23 protein-coding genes are annotated in these 23947 nt (G+C 66.1%); 7 read left to right on the top strand and 16 right to left on the bottom strand.

All coding sequences use genetic code 11. The features are described from left to right. A partial coding sequence (locus tag Q0X16_RS02990) for a carbonic anhydrase (RefSeq protein ID WP_297830489.1) occupies positions 1 to 413 on the top strand: 413 nt, incomplete at its 5' end. 78 nt (positions 414 to 491) lie between these two features. Here the strand turns inward: Q0X16_RS02990 and pnp are convergent. The 11 genes from pnp to Q0X16_RS02935 all read right to left on the bottom strand — a co-directional run bounded on the left by pnp (position 492) and on the right by Q0X16_RS02935 (position 12210). Then, positions 492 to 2591: a polyribonucleotide nucleotidyltransferase gene (pnp, locus tag Q0X16_RS02985; protein WP_297830487.1), complete on the bottom strand. Its 2100-nt coding sequence runs from the start codon at positions 2589 to 2591 to the stop codon at positions 492 to 494. Between the two features lie 159 nt (positions 2592 to 2750). Beyond that, on the bottom strand, positions 2751 to 3011 hold the full coding sequence (rpsO, locus tag Q0X16_RS02980) for a 30S ribosomal protein S15 (protein ID WP_297830485.1): 261 nt from the start codon (positions 3009 to 3011) through the stop codon (positions 2751 to 2753). Between the two features lie 139 nt (positions 3012 to 3150). Next, positions 3151 to 3348: a carbon storage regulator CsrA gene (gene csrA, locus Q0X16_RS02975; RefSeq protein ID WP_297830483.1), complete on the bottom strand. Its 198-nt coding sequence runs from the start codon at positions 3346 to 3348 to the stop codon at positions 3151 to 3153. A gap of 124 nt (positions 3349 to 3472) precedes the next feature. Continuing rightward, the gene (gene alaS / locus Q0X16_RS02970; RefSeq protein ID WP_297830481.1) at positions 3473 to 6106 is read right to left on the bottom strand and encodes an alanine--tRNA ligase; all 2634 of its coding nucleotides are present in this window, start codon (positions 6104 to 6106) and stop codon (positions 3473 to 3475) included. Positions 6107 to 6245: 139 nt separating this feature from the next. Beyond that, positions 6246 to 6953, bottom strand: coding sequence for a purine-nucleoside phosphorylase (gene deoD, locus Q0X16_RS02965; RefSeq protein ID WP_297830479.1), 708 nt, complete (start codon positions 6951 to 6953; stop codon positions 6246 to 6248). 3 nt (positions 6954 to 6956) lie between these two features. Then, positions 6957 to 8162 carry a phosphopentomutase gene (locus Q0X16_RS02960; protein WP_297830478.1) on the bottom strand — a complete coding sequence of 402 codons (1206 nt, stop codon included), beginning with the start codon at positions 8160 to 8162 and terminating at the stop codon, positions 6957 to 6959. Between the two features lie 3 nt (positions 8163 to 8165). Further along, the gene (gene deoC, locus Q0X16_RS02955) at positions 8166 to 8903 is read right to left on the bottom strand and encodes a deoxyribose-phosphate aldolase (protein ID WP_297830476.1); all 738 of its coding nucleotides are present in this window, start codon (positions 8901 to 8903) and stop codon (positions 8166 to 8168) included. Between the two features lie 83 nt (positions 8904 to 8986). Beyond that, positions 8987 to 9574 carry a hypothetical protein gene (locus Q0X16_RS02950; protein ID WP_297830474.1) on the bottom strand — a complete coding sequence of 196 codons (588 nt, stop codon included), beginning with the start codon at positions 9572 to 9574 and terminating at the stop codon, positions 8987 to 8989. Next, positions 9571 to 10188, bottom strand: a complete 618-nt coding sequence (locus Q0X16_RS02945; RefSeq protein ID WP_297830472.1) for an SCO family protein — start codon at positions 10186 to 10188, stop codon at positions 9571 to 9573. Before Q0X16_RS02945 ends, Q0X16_RS02950 begins: the two co-directional genes overlap by 4 nt. After that, positions 10160 to 11662: a cbb3-type cytochrome c oxidase subunit I gene (locus tag Q0X16_RS02940; RefSeq protein ID WP_297830470.1), complete on the bottom strand. Its 1503-nt coding sequence runs from the start codon at positions 11660 to 11662 to the stop codon at positions 10160 to 10162. The genes Q0X16_RS02945 and Q0X16_RS02940 overlap by 29 nt, the downstream gene beginning before the upstream one ends. Positions 11663 to 11664: 2 nt before the next feature. After that, entirely contained in the window at positions 11665 to 12210 is a 546-nt protein-coding gene (locus Q0X16_RS02935) for a cytochrome oxidase (RefSeq protein WP_297830468.1), read from the bottom strand. Positions 12211 to 12559: 349 nt separating this feature from the next. Here Q0X16_RS02935 and Q0X16_RS02930 point away from each other — a divergent pair, with 349 nt between their 5' ends. Genes Q0X16_RS02930 through Q0X16_RS02920 form a run of 3 tightly spaced genes read left to right on the top strand, consistent with a single transcriptional unit; the run spans position 12560 to position 15363 of the window. Next, positions 12560 to 13738, top strand: coding sequence for an SPFH domain-containing protein (locus Q0X16_RS02930; protein WP_297830466.1), 1179 nt, complete (start codon positions 12560 to 12562; stop codon positions 13736 to 13738). Positions 13739 to 13759: 21 nt separating this feature from the next. After that, the gene (locus Q0X16_RS02925; RefSeq protein WP_297830450.1) at positions 13760 to 15091 is read left to right on the top strand and encodes a TFIIB-type zinc ribbon-containing protein; all 1332 of its coding nucleotides are present in this window, start codon (positions 13760 to 13762) and stop codon (positions 15089 to 15091) included. 2 nt (positions 15092 to 15093) lie between these two features. Beyond that, positions 15094 to 15363 (top strand): hypothetical protein, encoded by a 270-nt coding sequence (locus Q0X16_RS02920; protein WP_297830448.1) that lies wholly within the window; start codon positions 15094 to 15096, stop codon positions 15361 to 15363. 92 nt (positions 15364 to 15455) lie between these two features. On the opposite strand, the gene Q0X16_RS02915 is transcribed toward Q0X16_RS02920, so the two are convergent. After that, positions 15456 to 16250: a hypothetical protein gene (locus Q0X16_RS02915; RefSeq protein WP_297830445.1), complete on the bottom strand. Its 795-nt coding sequence runs from the start codon at positions 16248 to 16250 to the stop codon at positions 15456 to 15458. Positions 16251 to 16542: 292 nt separating this feature from the next. Here Q0X16_RS02915 and Q0X16_RS02910 point away from each other — a divergent pair, with 292 nt between their 5' ends. Together Q0X16_RS02910 and Q0X16_RS02905 are read left to right on the top strand one after the other, a co-directional pair. Beyond that, complete coding sequence (locus tag Q0X16_RS02910) at positions 16543 to 18996, top strand: cation-translocating P-type ATPase (RefSeq protein ID WP_297830443.1); 2454 nt, start codon at positions 16543 to 16545, stop codon at positions 18994 to 18996. A 159-nt stretch (positions 18997 to 19155) separates the two neighbouring features. Then, positions 19156 to 19839 carry a transposase gene (locus Q0X16_RS02905; RefSeq protein WP_297830441.1) on the top strand — a complete coding sequence of 228 codons (684 nt, stop codon included), beginning with the start codon at positions 19156 to 19158 and terminating at the stop codon, positions 19837 to 19839. A gap of 33 nt (positions 19840 to 19872) precedes the next feature. Here the strand turns inward: Q0X16_RS02905 and Q0X16_RS02900 are convergent, their stop codons facing one another. Next, positions 19873 to 20568 (bottom strand): DUF4336 domain-containing protein, encoded by a 696-nt coding sequence (locus tag Q0X16_RS02900; RefSeq protein WP_297830439.1) that lies wholly within the window; start codon positions 20566 to 20568, stop codon positions 19873 to 19875. Between the two features lie 451 nt (positions 20569 to 21019). Next, positions 21020 to 21271 (bottom strand): hypothetical protein, encoded by a 252-nt coding sequence (locus Q0X16_RS02895; RefSeq protein WP_297830437.1) that lies wholly within the window; start codon positions 21269 to 21271, stop codon positions 21020 to 21022. 245 nt (positions 21272 to 21516) lie between these two features. On the opposite strand from Q0X16_RS02895, the gene Q0X16_RS02890 reads away from it, so the two are divergent. Then, positions 21517 to 21759, top strand: a complete 243-nt coding sequence (locus tag Q0X16_RS02890; RefSeq protein WP_297830435.1) for a hypothetical protein — start codon at positions 21517 to 21519, stop codon at positions 21757 to 21759. Between the two features lie 469 nt (positions 21760 to 22228). On the opposite strand, the gene Q0X16_RS02885 is transcribed toward Q0X16_RS02890, so the two are convergent. Both Q0X16_RS02885 and Q0X16_RS02880 read right to left on the bottom strand, forming a co-directional pair. Next, the gene (locus Q0X16_RS02885) at positions 22229 to 23395 is read right to left on the bottom strand and encodes a DUF262 domain-containing protein (RefSeq protein WP_297830433.1); all 1167 of its coding nucleotides are present in this window, start codon (positions 23393 to 23395) and stop codon (positions 22229 to 22231) included. Between the two features lie 2 nt (positions 23396 to 23397). Further along, the coding region (locus Q0X16_RS02880; protein WP_297830431.1) for an adenine-specific methyltransferase EcoRI family protein at positions 23398 to 23947 on the bottom strand (550 nt) is incomplete at its 5' end.

The raw sequence follows: 23947 nt of genomic DNA, 5'->3' as shown, positions 1-23947 counted from the left end.
CGGTCGACGTGCTCGAGGTGCGGCATGTCCTGGTGACCGGCCACTACGGCTGCGGCGGCGTCGGCGCTGCGCTCAGCGGCTCCCGCATCGGCCTGTCCGACAACTGGATCCGCCATGTGCGCGACGTTGCCCAGAAACACGAAGCGCTGCTGCAGGGTATCGCCGACGACCAGCGCAATGACGCCATGTGCGAACTCAATGCCATCGAACAGGCGCGCAACGTCTGCCTGAGCACCGTGCTCAGCGACGCCTGGACGCGCGGGCAGTCGCTGGCGGTGCACGGCTGGGTCTACAGCCTGCATGACGGCAAGATCCGCGAGCTGGGCATGGACGTGCACGGTCCGGATGAACTGGAGTCGGTCTACGATCGCGCCATCGCCGGCGTGCGCGCGCGGCGGATGCCGACGGGTTGATTCCGTCCCCGGCATGCGGGCAATGAAAAAGCGGGCCGTGGCCCGCTTTTTCGTGTCCGTTCGCGCTACGGCGTGGAATCAGGCCGTCTCGCCCTCGGCCACCGCCTTCATCGACAGCCGGATGCGGCCCTGCTTGTCGACTTCCAGCACCTTGACCTTGACGATGTCGCCTTCCTTGAGCTTGTCGGACACCTTCTCGACCCGCTCGTTGGAAATCTGCGACACGTGCACCAGCCCGTCCTTGCCCGGGGCGATGGTGACGAAGGCGCCGAAATCCATGATTTTGGCCACCTTGCCCTCGTAGATGTGGCCCGGCTCGACGTCCGAGGTGATCTGCTCGATGCGGTGCTTGGCCGCCTGGCCCGCCGCCGCGTTTACCGAAGCGATGGTGATCGTGCCATCGTCCTGGATGTCGATCTGGGTGCCGGTTTCCTTGGTGATGCCCTGGATCACCGAGCCGCCCTTGCCGATCACTTCGCGGATCTTGTCGGGATGGATCTTGATGGTGATCAGACGCGGCGCGTAGTCGGACAGCTCCGGACGCGGCGCGGTGATCGCCTTGGCCATCTCGCCGAGGATGTGGTGGCGACCGGCCTTGGCCTGCGCCAGGGCGACCTTCATGATTTCCTCGGTGATGCCCTGGATCTTGATGTCCATCTGCAGGGCGGTGATGCCCTGGTCGGAACCGGCCACCTTGAAGTCCATGTCTCCGAGGTGATCCTCGTCGCCGAGGATGTCGGACAGGACGACGAAGCGCTCGCCTTCCTTGACCAGGCCCATCGCGATGCCCGCGACCGGACGCTTGATCGGCACGCCGGCATCCATCAGCGCCAGCGAGCTGCCGCAGACCGAGGCCATCGACGAAGAACCGTTGGATTCGGTAATCTCCGACACCACGCGGATGGTGTACGGGAACGCCTCCATGCCCGGCATCATCGCCAGCACGCCGCGCTTGGCCAGGCGGCCGTGGCCGATCTCGCGGCGCTTGGGCGCGCCGAAGCGGCCGGTCTCGCCGACCGAATAGGGTGGGAAGTTGTAGTGGAACAGGAAGTGCTCCTTCCACTCGCCAGCCACATCGTCCATGATCTGGCCGTCGCGCGCGGTACCGAGGGTGGTGACCACCAATGCCTGGGTCTCGCCGCGGGTGAACAGCGCCGAGCCGTGCACGCGCGGCAGCACGCCGACCTTGCAGTGGATCGCGCGGATGTCGTCCAGCTGGCGGCCGTCGATGCGGACCTTGGTCGACAGCACGCTGTCGCGCAGGGTGTGGTATTCGAGTTCCTCGAATTCGGCAGCCTGCGCAGCGGTGCTCCAGCCCTCGGCTTCGGCACGGCCCGCGAGCATGAGCAGGACATCCTTCTTCAGCGCCGAGATCGCGTCGCGGCGCTGCAGCTTGTCGCGGATCTGGAAAGCCTCGCCCATGCGGCCGCCCACGGCTTCCTGCATGGCGGCGGCCAGCGCGGCGTTGCGCTCGGGCGCCTGCCAGGTCGAGGCCGGGGCACCGGCTTCCGTCACCAATTCGTTGATCGCATTGATGGCCTTCTGCATTTCGCGATGACCGAACGTCACCGCACCCAGCATCACGTCCTCGGACAGCTCCCTGGCTTCCGATTCCACCATCAGCACCGCCTGCGAGGTACCGGCCACGACCAGCTCCAGATCGGACTCCTTCAGCTCGCCGACGGTCGGGTTGAGCAGGTACTGGCCGTTCTTGTAGCCGACCTTGGCGGCGCCGATCGGTCCCTGGAACGGAGTGCCGCACAGCGACAGCGCCGCCGAGGCGCCGAGCAGGGCGAGGATGTCGCCTTCGACTTCCGGATTGAGCGACACCAGGGTGGCGATGATCTGGATTTCGTTGCGGTAGCCGTCGGGAAACAGCGGGCGGATCGGACGGTCGATCAGGCGGCTGATCAGCGTTTCCTTCTCGGTCGCGCGGCCTTCGCGCTTGAAGAAGCCGCCGGGAATGCGGCCGCCGGCGTAGAACTTCTCCTGATAGTCCACGGTCAGCGGGAAGAAATCCTGGCCCTCGCGCGCCGACTTGGCGGCCACGGCGGTGACGAGCACTTCGGTGCCTTCGCACTTCACCAGGACCGCGCCGCCGGCCTGGCGGGCGATCTCGCCGGTTTCCAGCGTGAACTGGCGGTTGCCGTACTGGAACGTCTTGCTGATCTTTGCCACTTTGGAAGTCCTTGAACTGGTGTCTCGTTGACGTCGGAGGCCCCTGCCTGCCGACGCTGCGCCGCGGGTGGCGCGGGTGTGCGGACAAGCCGCACGATCGGGTTTTCCTTCCGCAAAAACGCACCGCGGCGCCTGTTCGCGCCGCGGTGTGTGTCCGAATCAGCGACGCAGGCCGAGCTTGCCGATCAGCGCCTTGTAGCGTTCGCCGTCCTTGCTGTGCAGATAGTCGAGCAGGCTGCGGCGGCGGTTGACCATCATCAGCAGGCCACGCCGGCTGTGGTGGTCCTGCTTGTGGGTCTTGAAGTGCTCGGTGAGCTGTTCAATGCGTGCGGTCAGCAGGGCGACCTGCACTTCCGGCGAGCCGGTATCGTTCTCGCCGCGCTTGTGTTCGTTGATGATTTTGCCGCTATCGATGGACATGATTGCCTCATAGTCGCGGAACCTGCAGTCGCGGGACAGAACAGCCCGCACCGCACGGTCCGTCATGGATGGATGGAAAATGCTCTTTCGAGCTGGTCAATTGTAGCGCGCGCGATGGCCGGCAGGCAAACCGCTTCTCTCAGTCGCCGGAATCGACGGCCGCCTCGGGTTTGCCTTCGCCCTGGATGCGCTGGTAGATCTCTTCTCGATGCACGGCAACGTCCTTGGGCGCGGTGATGCCGATGCGCACCTGGTTGCCCTTCACGCCGAGCACGGTGACGGTGATCGCATCGCCGATCATCAAGGTCTCGCCTACGCGTCTGGTCAGGATCAACATCGCAGCTCCCTTGCCGCCGTCCTGCACAACGGTTTGTGCGTGCGGTCACGTCCGGTTCATTGATGATGATAGCCGCGAGCCTTGCCCGTGGACAAGGCGCCCTGCATCACAGATTCGGCACGAACTATCCCAGAATCCGCGCCACCGACGCCGCCACGCCATCGAGTGCGGGGCGCAGCGCCGGGCCATCCTCGCCTCCACCTTGCGCCATGTCCGGGCGCCCGCCGCCCTTGCCGTTGATCTTGCGCGCCACCTCGGCGAGCACGTCGCCGGCCTTGACCTTGCCCAGCGCGGCACCGGCGACGCCGGCCACCAACGCGACCTTGCCGTCCTGCACGCCGGCCAGCACGATGATCGCATCGCCCAACTGCTGCTTGAGGCGATCGACCGCTTCGCGCAGGGCCCTGGCATCGAAGCCATCCAGGCGCGCGGCCAGCACCTTGACGCCGGCGATCTCGCGCGCTTGCGCCGACAAGTCCGCGGTCGCGCCCACGGCCGCCTTCGCCTTGAGCGACTGCAATTCGCGCTCGAGTGCTTTTTGGTGTTCCAGCAGCGCACGCAGGCGATCCGCCAACTCGGCCGTGCCGCCGCCGACCAGATGCGTTGCCTCGTGCAGGCGCGCCTCCTCGGCATTGACGTAATCCAGCGCGCCCTGCCCGGTGACGGCCTCGATGCGGCGCACGCCGGCGGACACGCCGCCCTCGGAGACGATCTTGAACAGGCCGATGTCGCCGGTGCGACCGACGTGGGTGCCGCCGCACAGTTCGGTCGAGGTCGGGCCGAAGCGCAGCACCCGCACGCGCTCGCCGTATTTTTCGCCGAACAGCGCCATCGCGCCGAAATCCAGCGCTTCCTGCATGCCCATGTGCCGCACTTCGCCCTCGTGGTTGGCGCGCACCTCGGCGTTGACGCGGCGTTCGACCTCGGCCAGTTCGGCCGCCGTCATCGGCTGGAAGTGCGAGAAGTCGAAGCGCAGGCGATCCGGCGCGACCAGCGAGCCCTTCTGCTGGACATGGGTGCCGAGCACGCCGCGCAGCGCGGCGTGCAGCAGGTGGGTGGCGCTGTGGTTGAGCACGATGGACGCGCGACGCGCGCCGTCGACGTGCGCCACCACGCGGTCGCCCACGCGCAGGCTGCCGGTTTCGAGCGTGCCGATGTGGACGTGGAACTGGCCCGCCAGCTTGTGGGTGTCGCCCACGACGAAGCGGACGCCCGCCGCGGCCAGCGCACCGGTATCGCCGACCTGTCCGCCGGATTCGGCATAGAACGGCGTGGCGTCGAGCAGCACCGCCGCCGCATCGCCCGCGTCGATCGCATCGACCGGCTTGCCGTCCTTGAGCAGGGCGACCACGGCCAGGCCCTCGCCATCCAGCGATTCGTAGCCGAGGAAGCGCGTCGGCGCGAGCTGGGACGCCAGTTCCGCCGGCAACTGCAGCCCACCGCCGAACTTGCCGTGGGCGCGCGCGGTTTCCTTCTGATGCGCCATCGCGGTGTCGAAGCCGGCCACATCCACCGTCATGCCGCGCTCGCGCGCCATGTCCTGGGTGAGGTCGAGCGGGAAGCCGTAGGTGTCGTAGAGGCGGAAGGCGTCGATACCGGGGATGGTGCCGCCGGATCGGGCCGCAACGTCCTCGAAGATGCGCATGCCCGAATCCAGCGTCTCGGCAAAGCGCTCCTCCTCGGCCAGCAGCGCGCGCTCGGCGGTGGCGCGGCCTTCGCGCAGGACCGGATAGGCCTCGCCCATCAGCGCGTCCAGCGTCGCCACCAGCTTGTGGAAGAACGGCTCGCGGGTGCCCAGCATCCAGCCGTGGCGCAGGGCGCGGCGGATGATGCGGCGCAGGACATAGCCGCGCCCTTCGTTCGACGGCAGCACGCCATCGACGATCAGGAACGCGCTGGCGCGGATGTGGTCGGCGATCACGCGCAGCGACTTGCTGCCCAGGTCGGCGGTTCCGGTCAGCTCGGCGGCGCGACCGATGAGCGTCTGGAACAGGTCGATCTCGTAATTGCTGTGGACGTGCTGCTGGATCGCGGCGATGCGCTCCAGACCCATGCCGGTGTCCACGCAGGGTGCGGGCAGGGGCACAAGACTGCCGTCGGGCTGGCGATCGAACTGCATGAACACCAGGTTCCAGATTTCGATGAAGCGGTCGCCGTCTTCCTCGGGCGATCCGGGCGGGCCGCCGGGCACGTCTTCGCCGTGGTCGTAGAAGATCTCGCTGCATGGGCCGCAGGGGCCGGTGTCGGCCATCTGCCAGAAGTTGTCGGAGGCGTAGGGCGCGCCCTTGTTGTCGCCGATGCGGACGATGCGCTCGGGCGGCAGGCCGACTTCATCGCGCCAGATGGCGTAGGCCTCGTCGTCGTCGTGATAGACGGTGGCCAGCAGGCGATCCTTCGGAAGCTGCCAGACCTCGGTCAGCAGCTGCCAGGCCCAGAGGATGGCGTCCTTCTTGAAGTAGTCGCCGAACGACCAGTTGCCCAGCATCTCGAAGAAAGTGTGGTGGCGGGCGGTGTAGCCCACCTGGTCGAGGTCGTTGTGCTTGCCGCCGGCGCGCAGGCAGCGCTGGACGTCGGCCGCGCGCACGTAGCTGCGCTTTTCCGCGCCCAGGAACACGTCCTTGAACTGCACCATGCCGGAGTTGGTGAACAGCAGGGTCGGGTCGTTGCCCGGAACCAGCGGCGCCGAGGGCACGATGGTGTGGCCGCGGGCGGCGAAAAAGTCGAGGAAGTCGCGGCGAAGGTCGGCTGTGGTTTTCATGCAGGCGTCGAGGAAGCGGGAAACGGGCAGCGCGGCGCCCGCGAACCCGGCACGATGCGGCCGCGGTTTCGAGTTGGCAACCCAGATTCGGGATTTTACCGCGAGTGGCGGGACGGACGGGGGCTTGAGGATTTCTGGCTCAGTCCCCCGCCGCGCACGCCAGCGCCAGCCGCGCCATCCGCTCCAGCCCCTGCTCGCGCTGTTCGGCCGGCATGTGCTCGTCGCGGTCGAGGTGGTCGCTGACGGTCAGGATCGCCAGCGCGCGGAAGCCTTCGCGCATGGCCAGCCCGTACAGGCCCGCCGCCTCCATTTCGACGCCGGCAATCCGGTGCCGGCGCAGGTGGTCGAGCAACTGCGGATCGCCATCGTAGAAACAGTCGCTGCTGAACACCGGCGCCACGCGGGCCGGCAGCTTCGCCGCAGCCGCGGCATCGACCGCCGCGCGCAGCAACCCGAAATCGGCGCTCACCGAAAGATCGTGCCCGCCGAACTGCATCCGGTTGAAGCGCGAATCGGTGCTGGCCGACTGCGCCAGCAGCACGTCGCCCAGGCGGATTTCGCCCAGCCCGCCGCAGGTGCCGATGCGGATGATCCGTTGCACGCCGTACACCCGCGCCAGCTCGGTGACGTAGATCGCGGTCGAGGGAATGCCCATGCCGCCGCCCATGACCGTCACCGGCTGGCCCCGCCAGCGCCCGGTGAAGCCGAGCATGTTGCGGCGCGCCGTCACCTGCCGCGCCTCCTCGAGCACGGTTTCGGCGATGAAGCGCGCGCGCAGCGGATCGCCGGGCAACAGGACGGTGGGCGCGATGGCGCCGGATTCGGCGTCGATGTGCGGGGTCGGCATCGGTCACTCCGTCAGGAAGCAGCGGCCGGCCGCCAGCGGCGGCAAGCCCAGATGGGTCGCAAGACCCTGGCCCAGGTCGGCGAAACTTTCGCGCCGGCCCAGCGCGCGCGCCGGCAGACCCGGACCGAACGCCAGCAGCGGCACCTGCTCGCGGGTGTGGTCGCTGCCCGGAAAGGTGGGATCGCAGCCGTGGTCGGCGCTGATCGCCAGCAGGTCGCCCGGCTTGAGCGCCGCCAGCAGCGCCGGCAGGCGCGCATCGAAATGCTCCAACGCGGCGGCGTAGCCGGGCACGTCGCGGCGGTGGCCATAAACGCTGTCGAAATCGACGAAATTGGTCGCGATCAGATCGCCGTCGCCGGCTTCGGCCAGCGCCGCGAAGGTGGCGTCGAACAGGGCGTCGTGGCCGGTCGCCAGCCGTTTGCGGGTGACCCCGCGGGCGGCGAAGATGTCGCTGATCTTGCCGATGGCGTGCACCGCGCCGCCGGCCGCGCACACGGCGTCGAGCAGGGTCTTGCCGGGCGGCTCCAGCGCGTAGTCGTGGCGGTTTCCGGTGCGGGTGAAGCCGGCCTCGACGGTGCCGACGAAGGGACGCGCGATCACCCGGCCGATGTTCCACGGTTCCAGCAGCCGGCGCGCGATCAGGCAGACCTCGTACAGCCGTTCCAGTCCGAAGTGCTGCTCGTGCGCGGCGATCTGGAACACCGAGTCGGCCGAGGTGTAGACGATGGGCTTGCCGCTGGCGATGTGCTCGGCGCCCAGCCGCTGGATGATTTCGGTGCCCGAGGCATGGCAGTCGCCCAGCACGCCCGGCAGATCCGCCTCGCGCACCAGCGCCGCGAGCAATTCCGGCGGAAAGCTGCGCTCCGGCGCATCGAACAGGCCGAAAGGCTGCTCCAGCACCACGCCAGCGGTCTCCCAGTGTCCCGAAGGCGTGTCCTTGCCGCTGGCGCGTTCGGCCATGCAGCCCCACAGTCCTTCCGGCGCGGGCACCTGCTCGAACCCCGCCGCCGGCGCGCCGGTCGCCAGCGCATGCGCCTGCGGCAGGCCGAGGCGGGTCAAGTTGGGCAGGCGCAGCGGACCGCGCGCCGCGCTGGCGCAGGCGGCGGCGATGTGGCCGAAGGTGTCGGCCCCGGCATCGCCGTAGGCGGCGGCATCGGGCGCATTGCCGATGCCGAAGGAGTCCATGACCAGCCAGATCGCGCGCGCCATCGCTCAGCTCCCGAGTTCGGCCTCGATCGCGCCCAACAGCGCGCTGGCCCCGATCCGGAAATGCGGCGCCGTCACCCAGTCGGCGCCGAGCCGGCGTTCGGCCAGCGCCACGTAGGCGGCGGCCTCGTCCAGCGTGCGCACGCCGCCCGCGGCCTTGAAGCCGCAGCGACCGCCGCGCGCCGCGATGGCGTCGAGCAGGATTTCCGCCGCCTCCAGCGTGGCGTTGACCGACACCTTGCCGGTCGAGGTCTTGAGGAAATCCACCCCGGCATCCAGCCCGAGTTCGGCGGCGTCGCGGATCAGTCCGGGCGTGGCCAGTTCGCCGGTCTCCAGGATCAACTTGAGCGCCACGCCCGACCCGCAGGCCGCGCGGCAGGCGTCCACGCCGGCACGCGCAACGGCCGCATCGCCGCGCTGCAACGCGCGCCAGGCCAGCACCATGTCGATCTCGTCGGCGCCCGCGGCAATCGCACGCCGGGTCTCGCGTTCGACCCTCCCCGGATCCTCGCCGCCGTCGGGGAAATTGACCACGCTGGCGATCCCCACGCCCCTGCCCTGCAGCGCCCGCCGCGCGGTGGTGACGTGTTCGGGATACACGCACACCGCCGCCACCTGCCCCTGCGGGCCGACGGCGCGCGCGCACAGCGCCTCGATCCGCTGCGGGGTGTCGTCCTCGCCGAGGCTGGTCAGGTCGAGCAGGCCGAGCAACCGGCGGGAAAGGGTCTGGCGATCGTTGGACATGGACGAAGATGCTGCATACGGTGCCGCCAGCTTAACGCGTTGGCGTCAACCTGCCTTGAACGCCGGGAGCCACGCCGCCACAGTCACTCATGCGGCGGCAGTTCCACGCGCAAATGGCCGAACACCAGCTTCCAGACCAGCGCCAGGTTGATCGCCACGCCGACCGCGAGCAGCCAGCGCCCCGCCTGCTGCTGGTCGTCCACCAGATAGTTGCTGCACACCTGCACCGGCGAGGCGAGATAGAGCCAGCCCAGCCGGAACGCGGTCGCCGCCACTTCCAGCAGGAACATGCCGCGCAGCACGAAACCGGCGCGCTTCCAGCCGAGCGCCACCGGCAAGCCCACCAGCAGCGGCAGGCTGGCGAACTTCGCGGCCTCCACCCAAGGCAGTTGCAGGGCCGCATCGACCGCCCGCGGCAGCATCCACGGCATCGACGCCAGCGTCGCCAGCAGCAGGCCGCTCAGCCCCCAGCGGTTCCATGGCGCCAGCGCGGCTTCGACGCGTTGCGGCAGCGCCTTGCCGATCCACCAGCCGACCAGCGCCAGCAGCGGCACCTGGGCCAGCATCTGCAACGCCATCGTGGATTCCAGTCCATGCCGAACCGGCGGCAGCGCAAGCAGGAGCCACAGCCCCAGCCCGAACCCCAGCGCCCGTTTCGCATCCGGCTTCACCGCACGCCTCCCCGCGCCAGCACCGCCAGCGCCTCGTCCGGCGACTGCCAGTCGGTCACCGCCACCAACCGTCCCTGCGGATCGACCACGTTGATCGCGGCGTTGTGCACGTAGCCGCCGAGACCGTCGGGGAGGACGACCACGCCGAAGCTGCGCAGCAGGGCCTGCAGTCCCGCCGCATCCGCGGGCCGGGCAACGATCCACCTCTCCCCGCGGCCGCCCATGCGTTGCAGGTAGCCAGCCAGTTGCGTCGGGCCGTCGTGGCGCGGGTCGAAGCTGATGCTCAGCAGCGCCACCTTGTCCCGTGCGATCGGGCCGGCCAGTTCACGCTGCACCCGTGCGAACACGCCACCTTGCACCATGCAATAGGTCGTGCAGCGGGTGTAGATGAAATCCACCAGCAACCAGCGGCCGCGCAGGCTGGACAGCGGGATGCGCTCGCCCTGGGCGGTTTCCAGGACGACGGTCGGCAAGGGGCGCGGCTGCTCCGCCACGTCCAGTCGCAGCGCGGCCTGGCTGGTGAACGCCCGGAAACCGTCGCTGGCCGCGGCGAGCGTGGCAACGCCCGCCGCGCCAATCAGCAGGCTAGCCAGCAGCGTTCGCGCTGCCGACATTCCCCGACCCGTCCACCGGTCTGGCCAGCAGGCCGGCGCTCAGGCGGAAGGCGAAGTAGATCATCGCCAGCACCACCAGCGTTCCGCCAACCGCACCGACCTTGTCGGTGACGGTCCACGCCTCGACCATGTGGGTGGCCATGCGCCGCGGCACGCTGGCGTGACCGCCGGCGAGGAAGCCGAACACGAAGATCAACCCGCCGACGAAGAACACCGGGAAGCCCAGCTTGTCCATGGCCGCATTCGGCGGCGCCTGCCTGAGACTGCCGCTGACGTGGTACATCAGCGCCAGCACCATCGCCATCACCCCCAGCAGCATGTAGAAGTGGAAGTGTCCCGGCACCCACTGGGTGTTGTGCATGACCAGGTTCACCCGGATCGTCCCGTCGAGGATCGCCGGAACCACGCCCGCCGCCCAGCCGAACATCGACAGCACCAGCAGCCTCGAAGGCATGTTCCAGCGGATATTGGAGTGGTAGAGGTTGGCCAGAGCCCCGAACGCGGTGACGAGGAACACCGGGAAGCCGCCGACCCAGGAGGCGATCTGGCCGGTGACCGACAGCCAGCGCGGCTGCGCATAGTCCATCAGCAGATGGTGCGGGAACACCACCACGACATAGGTCGCAGTCACCACCCAGGCCCAGATGAACGGCCGGCCGATGTGGTAGGGCTTCCGGGTATAGCGCGGCAACAGCTCGTACACGGCGATCACGCCCATGTAGATCGTGGCGTTGGCGTACATGTGGCCGAACCAGTAGATCAGGTTCTTGATCACCAGCGGATCGAGCTTGAACTCCGGGTAGAAGACGTTGATCAGGCACATCACCAGCGCGACCGAGCCGGTGAGGATGCCGATCGAATTGGCGATCAGCACGCCGGCGCCGGCGACCACCGCCTTGGGGTGGTCGGGATCGACCGTGCCGGAAAACAGCCACTGCATCCCCATCGCCTTCGCGAGATTGCCGTAGCGGGCGGTCATCCCCATCGCGACATCGAGATAGAACAACAGCTGGCCGACGCCGATGAACAGGTAGCCGAGCATGAACAGCGCCGACCACTGCCCCGACCACAGGCCCATGCCCTGCACCGGCAGCGGATACAGGAAGGTCCACAGCGCGCCGTAGTGGCCGACGAAGATGGACAGCAGGATGGCCACCACGCCCATCATGAACAGGACGTAGTTGGTCACGAAGGCCCACATGTGCAGCTTCATGTACTTGCGGACGAAGAACCACATCGCCGCCGTGGTCGCCAGCGACATCGTCCCGAGCATCCCGGCGCCGTGCAGCGAAAGGAACTCGTAGAAGAGGTTCGGCGGCAGCTTGAACCAGGTCGCCTGGGTCAGGCGCATGGTCAGGCCGACACTCATGATCACCACGAACAACGCCATCGCGGTGATCAGGTACAGATTGAAGACGGTACGGTTGGCGCCGACCAGGCGCTCTTCTTCGGGATAGAGGGTGAGCGATGCCATCGTCATTCTCCCTTCGCTGCCGCCACGACGAAGGTGGTCTTCATCGGGGCGTGGCCGATACCGCAGTACTCGAGGCACTGCACCGTGTAGGTTCCGGGAACGTCGAAGCGGTAGAGAACCTTGTTGGTGTACTCCGGCATCGCCTGGGTCTGGATCACGATATGTCCGTCAGGCGCATACAGCGCGAAGCCGTGGTTGACGTCGGCGCTGGTTACCCGGAACTCGACGGTCTTTCCCGCCTCCGTCGATGCCGGCTGCATCGTCCAGCTCCACATCCGGGCCGTGACATCGACCACCTGGTCGGCCTGCAGCGCCGTGTCCTGCCTCGGGATCGGGAAATTGTGCAAGGTGGCCCAGGTGCCGAACACGAAGCCCAGCAGCAATACGGCAAACAGCCCGGTCTGGATCCTGCGGGTAGCCGCGGAAGCGCGGGATCGCCCCGCCTCGTCGTCGCTTTTCCCGGCGCCCAGCAGTATCCAGATGAAAACCAGCGACACGATCGCGATGCCGGACAGCGCGATGGTCCAGATGACGTCTTGTTCGGTCATGATCCCAGCCTCCCCTTGCGCGTCTTGCTGACTGCAACAACGCCGACGCATGCTGCGCTTCGGGCGGGGTCAGGATCGGCCGGGCTCGGACGCAGGCGTCGGAGGACCGCTGCGCGCATCTGGCGCAGCAGGGTCGATCATACGACAGCATCCGGGTTCAGTGAACATTCACGCGGTCGGCCAGATACACCTCCATTCCACCCCCAACCGCCCGGATCACGCGGGCCGACTTCACCTCACCACGGCGGCAGCCGGCGCCGCATCCACCCGGTTCCGCTGTCCTGCGGCTGGCCGTTTGTGCGTTATAAATAGCCGACGCATCCCGTTCACCACCCTCCGGAGAATTGCCATGGGTCTCATTCAAGCCGCAGTCGGCGCAATCGGCGGCACGCTCGCCGACCAGTGGAAGGACTTTTTCACCATCCCGGACGGTTTGCCGCAAACCGCGGCGATCTTCCCGGCCGTGCCGCACGGCACCAATGCCGGCCGCGGTTCGAACACCAAGGGTTCCGAGAACATCATCACCAACGGTTCGAAGATCATCGTTCCCGAGGGCTACGGCTTGCTGCTGCTTGAAAACGGCAAGATCACCGGCCTCGCCGCCGAAGCCGGCGCCTACGAGTGGAACTCCAACGACATCAACTCGAAGTCGATCTTCGCCGGCAACGGCATCCTCGACCCGTTGATCATGCAAAGCTGGGAGCGCTTCAAGTTCGGCGGCCAGCCCGGGTCGCAGCAGCTCGCCATCTTCGTCTCGCTCAAGGAACTGCCGAACAACCGCTTCGGCACGCAGTCCGAGATCTACTGGGACGACGGCTATCTCAACGCCCAGGTCGGCGCGATGACGCGCGGCTCCTACACGCTCAAGATCGTCGATCCGATCTTGTTCGTGAAGAACTTCGTCCCGGCCACCTTCATCCAGCCGGGCGGCCAGGTCTTCGACTTCACCGACATCGACAACGATGCCGCCAGCCAGTTGTTCAACGAAGTGGTCAGCTCGCTGGCCCCGGCCTTCAGCGCCTACACGAACGACCCGAGCAAGGGCAACCGCATGAACAAGATCCAGCAGGATTCGCTGGGTTTTGCCAAGAGCCTGTCGGAAGCCGTCGAATCCGGCTACCAGTGGAAGTCCGACCGCGGCCTGGAGATCGTCAAGACCGCGATCGTCTCGATCGAATACGACGAAAACACCCGGGAACTGCTCAAGACCGTCCAGCGTGCCGACGCGCTCATGGGCGCGCGCGGCAATTCCAACCTGCAGGCCAGCGTGGCGTCCGGCTTCCAGTCGGCGGGCCAGACCGGCGGCGCCGGCGGCGTCATGGGCCTGGGCATCGCAGCCGGCGCCGTGGGCCTGGGCGGGCTGCAGCAGCCGGTCGGCGCGGCCGCGGTCGCACCACAGGCCGCGGCACCTGCCGCCGCGGAAGACGACACCATCGCCAAGCTGAAGAAGGCCAAGGACATGCTCGACCTCGGCCTGATTTCGCAGGCCGATTACGACGCGCTGAAAGCCAAGGCGCTGGGCCTGTAATCCGCAAGGGCAACAACGCGCATGACGAACGGGAACCCGCCCTCGCCTCCCCCACTGCCCTCCCGGGCGGGGGGGCCGCCGCCGCTGCCGACCGGACCCGGCTCGCCGCAGGACGTGCCGCCGCCGAAAGGCAGCTTTCCGATCGATCCGGACACCCTGCCCGAGCCGATCCGCGAGGAAATCCTCAAGCCGGATCCGGTCGCCATCGACACGGCGTCCGACGAACTCAAGGACGGCGCCAACCACTGCCCGAAGTGCGGCTCGACCGACATCAAGCAGCGCCCGGGCACCGACAAGCTGATCTGCCTGTTCTGCCGCAACGAGTGGACGTCCCAGCGGGTGGAAGAGCAGTACGGCCTCGGCGCAGGGCTAGACGAACTGGAAGGCACCATCGTCGCCTCCGGCGCCAAGGACATCGCCGCCGACGCCTCGGCGATGATGAGCTTCAAGTGCCCTGGCTGCGGCGCCGAAGTGACGGTCAACACCGAAAACGCGATGACCGCGCGCTGCCACTGGTGCCGCCACGTTCTCGGCGTCAACGAACAGATCGCCAACGGCGCGGTGCCCGACGCGGTGCTGCCCTTCCACATCAAGAAAGACGACGCGATCGCGCGCATCCGCCAGTTCGCCGGAAAGCGCCAGTTCTTCGCGCTCAAGGCGTTCAAGCAGCAATTCACGCCGGAGAACGTGATCGGGGTCTATCTGCCGTACATGATCGTCGACGCCAAAGCCAGCTCGGATGTCGCCGGCGAGGGTGAAATCGAAACCCGCCGCTACACGGTCGGCAGCGGCAACAACAAGAGCACCCGTTATGACGCCGACGTGTACCAGGTGCGGCGGCACGTGGACTACACCGTCGACGACCTGCCGATGGAATCCTCCTCCAACCGCGGCAACCTCGACACCAGGCGCAACACCAACAACATCATCAACACCATTCTGCCGTTCGACACCAAGAACGCGGTGAAGTGGAACGCTTCGTTCCTGTCCGGCTATTCCTCGGAAAAGCGCGACATGGACGTCGAGGAGTTGCGCCCGCGCCTGGAAGACCAGCTGATGTCGATCGCCCGCGCCGAGGTCGAATTGTCGGTAGGCCAGTACGATCGCGGCGTGCGCTGGCAGGAAGAAGCCCTCAAGGTCCACGGCTCGCGTTGGGTGGCGATGTACCTGCCGGTCTGGCTGTACTCGTACCACCAGCCTGGATCCAACGGCGGGATGTTGCACTACATCGCGGTCAATGGCCGTACCGGCGAGACCATGGGCAGCATCCCGATCCAGCAGTGGAAACTGCTGCTCGTCGCGCTGACCCTGGGCACCTTCCTCGAAACGATAGTTATCTGGTTCATGAGCTGACCATGAGCGACGACGGCAGTTTATTCTGGCTGTTGCTGGGACCTGCGGGTGGCGCCGGCTTCTACTGGGCGATGTACCGGTATTACCGCAACACCGACAAATCCCACGACTTCGAGCACGAGACCGCGGTCAATGCCCAGCCGGTCGAAGGCATGGAGGACGATCGCAAGATCAGGGAGATCAAGGGCACCAGCAATTCACGGGCCGAAGGCGACAACGTGAAGGAATACCGCAAGCGCGTGAAGCGGGTGCAGGCGGGCGATTCGTCCTGAAGACACGCCGGCACGACCCGTGCCTATGCTTTGCCGTGATGTGCAACATCCGGCCGTTCCTTCGCGAGATCTGGAACACCAGCAAGACGTTCTCATCCATCGCCCGCCGGGCGTGGGGTGACCTTTACCGCAGGATTGAGCGCCACCGGCTCCAGCGCGGGTGGGCTCCCGGACGCCAATCGACAGGCGTTCGACGCCTTCGCCTCCGCCTGCCGGGCTTCCCACTCCGCACGTCCGCCCGACTGGGAAAACAGCACCGGAATGCTGACCTCGCTCTTCGGCACCGGTTGCCCGGCGACCCGTTCGGGGTCGAAGCGAAGCGTCTGCACCCACTGGCGCAACTCGGTTTCAAACGCCTTGCGGGTCCCGGCGTTGATCCGAGTGTTGCCACCGTGAAACGCCTCGTTTTCGAAGCGCTCGAACGACGCATGGCCTTGCCCATCGATGTTCACGATCACCGTGAGCTCGGCCTCGACGCCCCGCATGTCGGCTTCATGCGGATATCTCGGGGACGGCAACGGCTGCCCTCCTGCCGCGCGCGGCCCGTTGCCGTCGAAATCGACGTCCAGGCGGTACCCGCCCTCGACGGGCACCGCGCAGGCGTCGACCCGGACATAGGTCGTTGCCGATTGCGGCACGCCGTCCCGGCTTGCCGGCAGGTACTGCCACGACGCCACGCGCCGGGTGACGAAATCGCGAACTGGCGCGGGGTACCCTTCCGGCATCTCAACCAGCGTGGGCTTCCCGGCGGCGTCCACATCCACGCGTACGTTCACATGGAAGCGCATCACCGCTCCGTCCTCCGGCTTGTCCGACGCCACGCCGGCCTGCGTGCCGCCCAGCGCCGCCAGCAGCGCCCCCAACAGGATCACCTTCTTTCCAAGCATGCCGTTCCCCTCTTGCTCGCCGCGCATCATAACCGTTCCGGTTCCACCCGAATCAGCACATGGCGTTGCGAAACAGCGGCAAGGACAATCAAATCCGCATCTCACGAAGAATGCCGTCGTGAAAGAACCGCAACTCGGGGCACACCCATCGATCACGTCCACTTGAACTGCCTCTGCAACACGGCAGGAACGGCGTAGCCTCGACACCAACCCGACCCACCAACACGATCGCGCTCTTTCCGGCCACTGTGCCAGCACCGCATACTCGGACCATCGAATGAAGGCGGTACCCATGCCCGGACTGACCTCTGCCGAAGCCGCGGCGCGACTGACGCACAATGGCCCCAACGTGTTGCCCGAGCCGGGCCGGAAGGGCTGGCTGGCGCTTGCCGGACAGGTGCTGCGCGAGCCCATGCTGTTGCTGCTGCTGGTGGCTTCGCTGGTGTACGTGCTGCTGGGCGATCCCGGGGAGGCCGCCCTGCTAGTTGCATCGGTGGTGCTGGTCATCGGCCTGACGCTGTACCAGGAATACAAGTCCGAGCGGGCGCTGCAGGCACTGCGCGACCTCGGCAGCCCGCGGGCGCGGGTCCTGCGCGACGGCGCCGCAACGGTGGTGGCTTCGCAGGAACTGGTGGTCGGCGACCTGCTGCTGCTGGAAGAAGGCGACCGCGTGGCCGCCGACGCGCGCGTGCTGGAGGCCGCCGACCTGCACGTGGACGAATCCCTGCTCACCGGCGAATCGGTCGCGGTAGCGCGGCACGCAGGCGCCGACGGCGATGCCGGCATCGTCCACGCCAGCACCCTGGTGGTGCGCGGACGCGGCACGGCCGAGGTGGTCGCGGTGGGCGTGGAGACGGCGGTCGGGCGCATCGGTCGCTCGCTGCAGTCGATCGTCACCGAACGCTCGCCGCTGCAGCGCGAGATGCGCCGGATCGTGGCGATCTTCGCGGTCATCAGCGCGGTGACCTGCGGGCTGGTGGTGGTGTTGTACGGTCTGCTCCGGGGGACCTGGCTGGAAGGGGTGCTGGCCGGGATCACGCTGGCGATGGCCAACATTCCCGAGGAGTTCCCGGTGGTGCTCAGCGTGTTCCTGGCGCTGGGCGCATGGCGGATGGCCAGGCACAACGCGCTGGTCCGGCGCGCGCCGGCGATCGAGGCGCTGGGCGCGGTCGGCATCCTCTGCACCGACAAGACCGGCACCCTCACCGAAAACCGGATGGCGGTGGCCGAACTGGACGCGGCGGATGCCACCCGCGCGCTGGAAACGGGACGCCTGGCCTGCCCACCGCTGTCGCATGACCCGATGGACCGCGCACTGGTGGACGCGGCGGCGCAGCAGCAGATACCGGCGGAACCCTCGGGCTGGCAGCGGCTGCGCGACTATCCGCTGAGCAGCCAGCGCCCGGCCTTCATCCAGACCTGGCGCACGGATGCGGGTGAACTCTTCATCGCCGGCAAGGGCGCGCCGGAAGCCATCGCAGCGATGTGCGCGGGCTCGGCGCCGACGCAGGCGGAACTGGAGCAGCGCTTGGCCGCGATGACGCAGCGCGGCCTGCGCGTGCTTGCGGTTGCCGCCGGGCGCGTGCCCGATGCGGCCAGCACGCCGCTGCCGGAAGACCCCACGACATTCCAGTTGGACTGGCTGGGCCTGATCGGTTTCGCCGACCCGCTGCGCGCCGCCGTGCCCGACGCCGTGGCCGAGGCGCGCGCGGCCGGCGTGCGCGTGATCATGATGACCGGCGACCATGCCGGCACCGCCCGCGCGATCGCGCAGCAGGCGGGCATCGACACCGACGCGGGCGTGGTGCGCGGCGACGCACTGGACGACTGCGACGACGCCACCCTGGCCGACCGCCTTGCCACCTCCAGCGTGTTTGCGCGGGTGCGGCCGGAACACAAGCTGCGGCTGGTGGAAGCGCTGAAGGCGCGCGGCGGCGTGGTGGCGATGACCGGCGACGGCGTCAACGACGCGCCCGCGCTGATGGCGGCGCACGTGGGCATCGCGATGGGCGGTCGCGGCACCGACGTGGCCCGCGAGGCCGCGGCCATCGTGCTGCTGGACGACAACTTCGTCAGCGTGGTGCGCGCCATCCGGATGGGCCGCACCATCTACGAAAACATCGCCCGGGCCACGCGCTACATCCTGGCGGTGCACGTGCCGATCACCGGGATGGCGCTGCTGCCGCTGCTCACCGGCTCCGCGCCGATGCTGATGCCCCTGCACGTGGTGATGCTGGAACTGATCATCGACCCGGCGTGCTCGGTGGTGCTGGAGCGCGAGCCGCCGCCCGACGACATCATGCAGCGGCCGCCGCGCCCCGCCGGCCACCCTCTGCTGGACCGGGCCACCCTGTTCGCCTCGCTCGGGCAGGGGCTGGTGATGTTCCTGGCGGTCGCCCTGGTCTACCTGCTGGGCATCCGCGCGGGCTTGGAGGATGCCCAGCTGGCGGCGCTGTCGTTCACCGCGATAGTCACCGGCAACCTGTTCCTGATCCTGCTGCACCGCTCGGGCGGCTCGATCTGGCGGGCACTGCGCACGCCCAATGCCGCCTTCTGGACCGTGGCGACGGCCGCCAGCGCAGTGCTGGCGCTGGCGATCCTGCATCCGGCGGTGGCCGGCCTGTTCGGTTTCGTGCGGCCACCAGCACCGCTGCTGGGGGTTGCGGTGGCGCTGCCGCTGCTCGCGATCGTCGCACTGGACCTGCTGCGTCGGCCAAGAATGGCGTCAGGGACAATCACGGCTTGAGCGCGGCGGCAGCCGACCGCCGCGCCGGCCGGCGCTCCCGTCGGCCGTCACTGTAAACGGGGTCAGGTTCACTTCCTACCCGCGCGTGCCGCATCCGCCGACCTGTTACAGGTGCCTTCACTGATGGCCGACCACCGTCGTTCCGTCGATCCTCGAGCGATGGCACGGCAACCCCGCATCGACCTCCCCGGCATTCCGCAGCACATCGTGCAGCGCGGCAACAACCGCCTGCCCTGCTTCCTGGATGACACCGACCGCGCCTGCTATCGCCAGTTGCTGCGCGAGGCCCTGCTTGCCAGCGAATGCCAACTGCACGCCTATGTGTTGATGGACAACCACGTGCACCTGCTGGTCACGCCACCACGGGCAGGTGCCATCGGCCAGCTGATGCAACAACTTGGCCGGCGGTACGTGGGGCAGTTCAATGCCCGTCACCGTCGCACCGGCACGCTCTGGGAAGGACGCTACAAGGCGTGCCTGGTCGATACCAGCGAGTACCTGCTGCGCTGCGTGCACTACATCGACCTCAACCCCGTCCGCGCCCGCATGACCGACGCCCCCACCGCATTCGTCTGGTCCAGCTGCGCCAGCCTGTGCGGCCTGCGGATCGATCCGCTGCTGACCCCGCATCCCGTGCAGCGCGCCCTGGGTACCGAGGGCTATCGGGCGTCGTTGGCCGAGGCCATTGGCGACGAAGACCTCGCCGCCATCCGCCTTTACCTCCAACAACAACGCGCCTACGGCCGCGACGATTTCCGCGCCATGGTCGAAGCCAAGACCCAGCGCTTCGCCGGCGTGAGGCCGGCGCATCGGCCGGCCAGATCATCGGCTACCGATAAGTGAACCTGACCGCGTTTTTGCGCGATCCGTCGCCGATCAGGCGAGCGTGGCGCGCCACGCCTGTCGCAGGACGCCCTTGGCGTCGGATTCGATCAGGTCGCCGTGCGCGATCACCACCCGCTCGAAATCCCATGCCAGGACGCGCTCGAGCGCGGCGCGAGCGGTGGCGGGATCTTTCCATCCGGCGAGGCGATATTCGGGCGCGAGCGCCGGACGGTTCCACATGCCCAGCAATTTCATGCAAATGCGCAGCATCCAGTTGAGGTTTGGCGTGTCGCTGCCGAACCGCTCGACCAGATCAACCAGCAACAGCGTGCGCGTGGGCCGATGCAGCAGTGGAACCTCGGCCATCAAACGCCCGCCGACAAACGTCTGCGCGAACTCGGGCTGCATCGACGCGGGCAATCGCTCGCCGAGCACGCCATCGAAGCGCAACGCCCGGTTCCTGCGCTCGACGCCAGGGCAAACCCACGTCTCGGCATCGGGAAACGCCCGCTGGCATTCTGCAGCATGCAGATGATGGAAATTGCCGGGGACCAGGATCACGGTGACGCGTCCGAGTGAGCGAATCCACTCGCCCACGCCTGCGTCGAGAGGACCCGGCGAATGGATGACGAGCCGACCGTCGCCAAGCCGAACAATGGTCATTCGCGCCTTGAAGCGTGCGCCTCCAAGCGAAACCTGATAGGGCAGCAGCCAGATCGTCCCCGGAACGTATGCCTGGATGTCCACGTCTACAGGGTAGTCGGTCCGGAGGGGGTCGGCGAAGCGCTGTTGCTGCGGAATCGAAATGAGGGCAGACCACTTCCGCTTCGCGCGGACATGCTCTGTGGCACCTTTTCGCCCCCCCCCTGGCCTGTTCTCCCGATATGGTGAAAATGTACTCCGACCACGCTTATTTCCAGTTACATCTCCGGGACGTGATCCTTGATCACGTTGATGGCTTCGTCGGCCTTGCGCTGCGACTCGCGGATTTCGGCCTCGGTGGGCGGACGCTATGGCTTTAGCGACTGAACGTCCTGCCTTGGGGCGGTATCCGGCAGAGGCACTGTCGTCTCTGCCCGGGTATTGGCCGGCGCGGGCGGTGAACGGGGTCAGGTTCACTTCTTGGCCCACGCTTTGCAAAACCTGGGCGGAGGAGCGTCGACTTTGCATAACGTCCGGGATAATCGCCCACGCTTCCCTACAGCCTGCAATCCCGAAGAATCACAGGCTGCGGCACCACCCGCACCGGACAAAGCGCCTCCACCACCGCCATCAGATCAAGCCACGCATTGATGCCATCACCCTCGGGCACGGCGCAGTACGGCACGCCCGCTTCTGCCACCAGCAATGGCTCATGGACATCCACTGGAGTGGCATTGCCTTGTTCTCCAAAGAGTTCATCGAGCAAAGTCTTTCGGCGTGCGTCCAGCGCACCGACCGCCGATGCCACCCACCACGCCGGAATAAGTGAACCTGACCCCGTTTTGGGGTTCCTCGGGACTTGATCCGGACAACGCAAAGCCGCGTCCGGAGTGGACGCCGCCAGGCCGGGAATACGGGGTCAGTTCACCTGCAACAGCAACGCGCCTATGGCCGCGACGACTTCCGCGCGCTGGAGGCCAGGACCCGGAGTTTTGCCGGCGTGGCCTGCGCATCGGCCGGCCAGATCATCCGCTACGGAATGAGTGGGGATAAGTGAACCTGACCCCGTTCCCCTGGACCCCGCACTCCATCCAGCGCGCGCTCGGCGCCGAAGGCTATCGCGTCATGCTCGCCGAGGCGATCAGCGACGATGACTTGGCCGCGATCCGCCTCTACCTGCAACAGCAACGCGCCTATGGCCGCGACGACTTCCGCGCGATGGTCGAGGCCAAGACCCAGCGCTTCGCCGGCGTGAGGCCGGCGCATCGGCCGGCAAGGTCATCGGTTGCGGAATAAGCGGGATAAGTGAACCTGACCCCGTTTTACCGTTACTCGAAATTGTCCCTGACACCTTTTGTCCGCATCAGAAATTGTCCCTGACACCTTTTTTGCAACCGGCACCCGAACCGGGACAGCGCACCCAACAGGCACTGCAGGTAGCGCTGGCGATCATCGTCGTCCAGGAAACAAGGCAGCCGGTTGTTGCCCCGCTGCACTATATGTTGGGGGATGCCGGGAAGATCGGGGCGAGGAAGTCGGGCCATACCTGCAGCGTGCCCGCCCGTCCGGCGTCAGGCGATCAGGAAAACCAGCAACCGTCGATCAGAAATTGTCCCTGACACCTTTTGTCCGCATCAGAAATTGTCCCTGACACCTTTTTTCCCGCCGGAAAACGCCGGAAACGGCGCGTAAAGGCGGTGACGAAGCAAAAAAGCTGCTCTGTGGCCCAGGATTGAAGCCTCAGGGTGTGTTGATCAGACCTTCCTTAGCGATTACCCTTAGCGCGGTTGTGCATGACACAAAGCATTTCGCAGTTATCGAGCGTGGACTCCCCACCCTTTGACCATGCAGAGACATGGTCGGCTTCCATCTCTCCGATCTTGTAGATCTTCGTCTTGTTCGCATTATCCCCGACAGCACACAGCGGGCAGTTCGAAACGCGGCTTTTCTCCGCCTTCTCTGTTTGCCGGTTGTATGCCTTTTGCTTCGTCTTGCTATCGAACAACCGCACATTGAGCAGTTTCGGATCGCTCTTCCGGCCTAGCAAATACTCGTAGATTCCCTTTTTATCAGCTACGGACTCGTCATCCAGTAGCGTCCTTACATCAGCGGCCAAATCGACAGCGTTGTACGAATTGCGGTAGTACGTCTGGTAAAGCCTTCCCCAGTCAAGACCTCGCATCGACTTATCCGGGCTGGCCGTGAACACGCTCACAATCCAGTCAATAACGGTAGTGAAGTACGTTTTTAGCTCGCCAATATCCTTGTCGTGGCGGTGCGCAGCCATGTAGGCATCGATGGTTTGGCCCTTCGACGCGGCCACCCACTCCAAGGCCTCTTCGAGCACCCCCTGACGCTTCGGGTCGCCCTTGATGAATGACGACCACTTCTGCTGCATCGCATTTCCCGAGTTCGAGAACTCTGCCTTGGCGGCGGTTACGAATGGTCCGGAATAAATGGCGTTGCGCAACTCCTGTGCTTCGAGTGGCACACCGGCGATGTTGATGGTCTGAAACCAGTCCTTGATTTCTGTTTCCGTGCCACGACACACATAGACCAGCAGTTCACTCTGATTGATCTTGTCCTGCAGGTCTTTGGGCAGCGATGAAAATGTCTGCTCCCTTCCTCCGGACTGTATGGCGAACTTTCCTGTAACGAATCGCCCTACGCTGGTAATGCGCTGTTGGCCATCAAGCACCTCTAGGTGGCCGCCCGCATCGACGAAATAGATCAGCCCAAGCGGGTAGCCCTGCAATAAAGAATCAATGACGGCAACATCCCGCTTCCCATCGTTGTAGATGTAGTTGCGCTGGTACTCAGGCTGGATAACGAGCTTACCGTTGAGACCGTAAAGACCTTTTCCTTCTAACTCGTTGTAGAAAAATCCTTTCGTGATCTCGGCAACCGTGTAGCGTTTGAGTTCGGTATCCATAGTCAACTCTTCTTGCGGATGACGATACGTTTATAGATTGGCTGTCGATCAACTATTGGGCCATTCCATTGCATCACTTTTCCATTGGATACCATTTCAGAATACGTCGCACCAAGCTCCTCGCCAGCGGTGCCCGCATTGAAACTGCCGATGATTTCAAATTGGTCAGGGTTGTACTTATTTAAAAATGTTATCGGTACTCCCATCGCACCGTCATGATCACTCGGGATTGCGTCTGTAAAGGGCACCTCGATAGCGTCAAAATTGTCGTATCTCTTGTAGCCGACTCCACGAACCTCTTTATGGCGGCTGAACTTGTTATTTTCGTCGATTGTCATGAGCTGAAGTGGCTCGTGGCGACGCCCGTGCTCCATGTTAGTAAACCATTGCACGCCGGGAACACGTACCACACCATCGCCTTCTTGCTCAACCCATGGGCTATAGACCTTGTACGGCGTACGAAAGTGGGCCATGTTGCGAGGAAAGCCTTTGCCAAGCCACATGCGATTCGTTTTAATCAACCCAAATATTTCTTGGTAGGTAATTGCGTTT

Source organism: Thermomonas sp., from assembly GCF_025993755.1.
Classification (GTDB): domain Bacteria; phylum Pseudomonadota; class Gammaproteobacteria; order Xanthomonadales; family Xanthomonadaceae; genus Thermomonas.
This window is presented reverse-complemented; position numbering and strand designations above follow the sequence as displayed.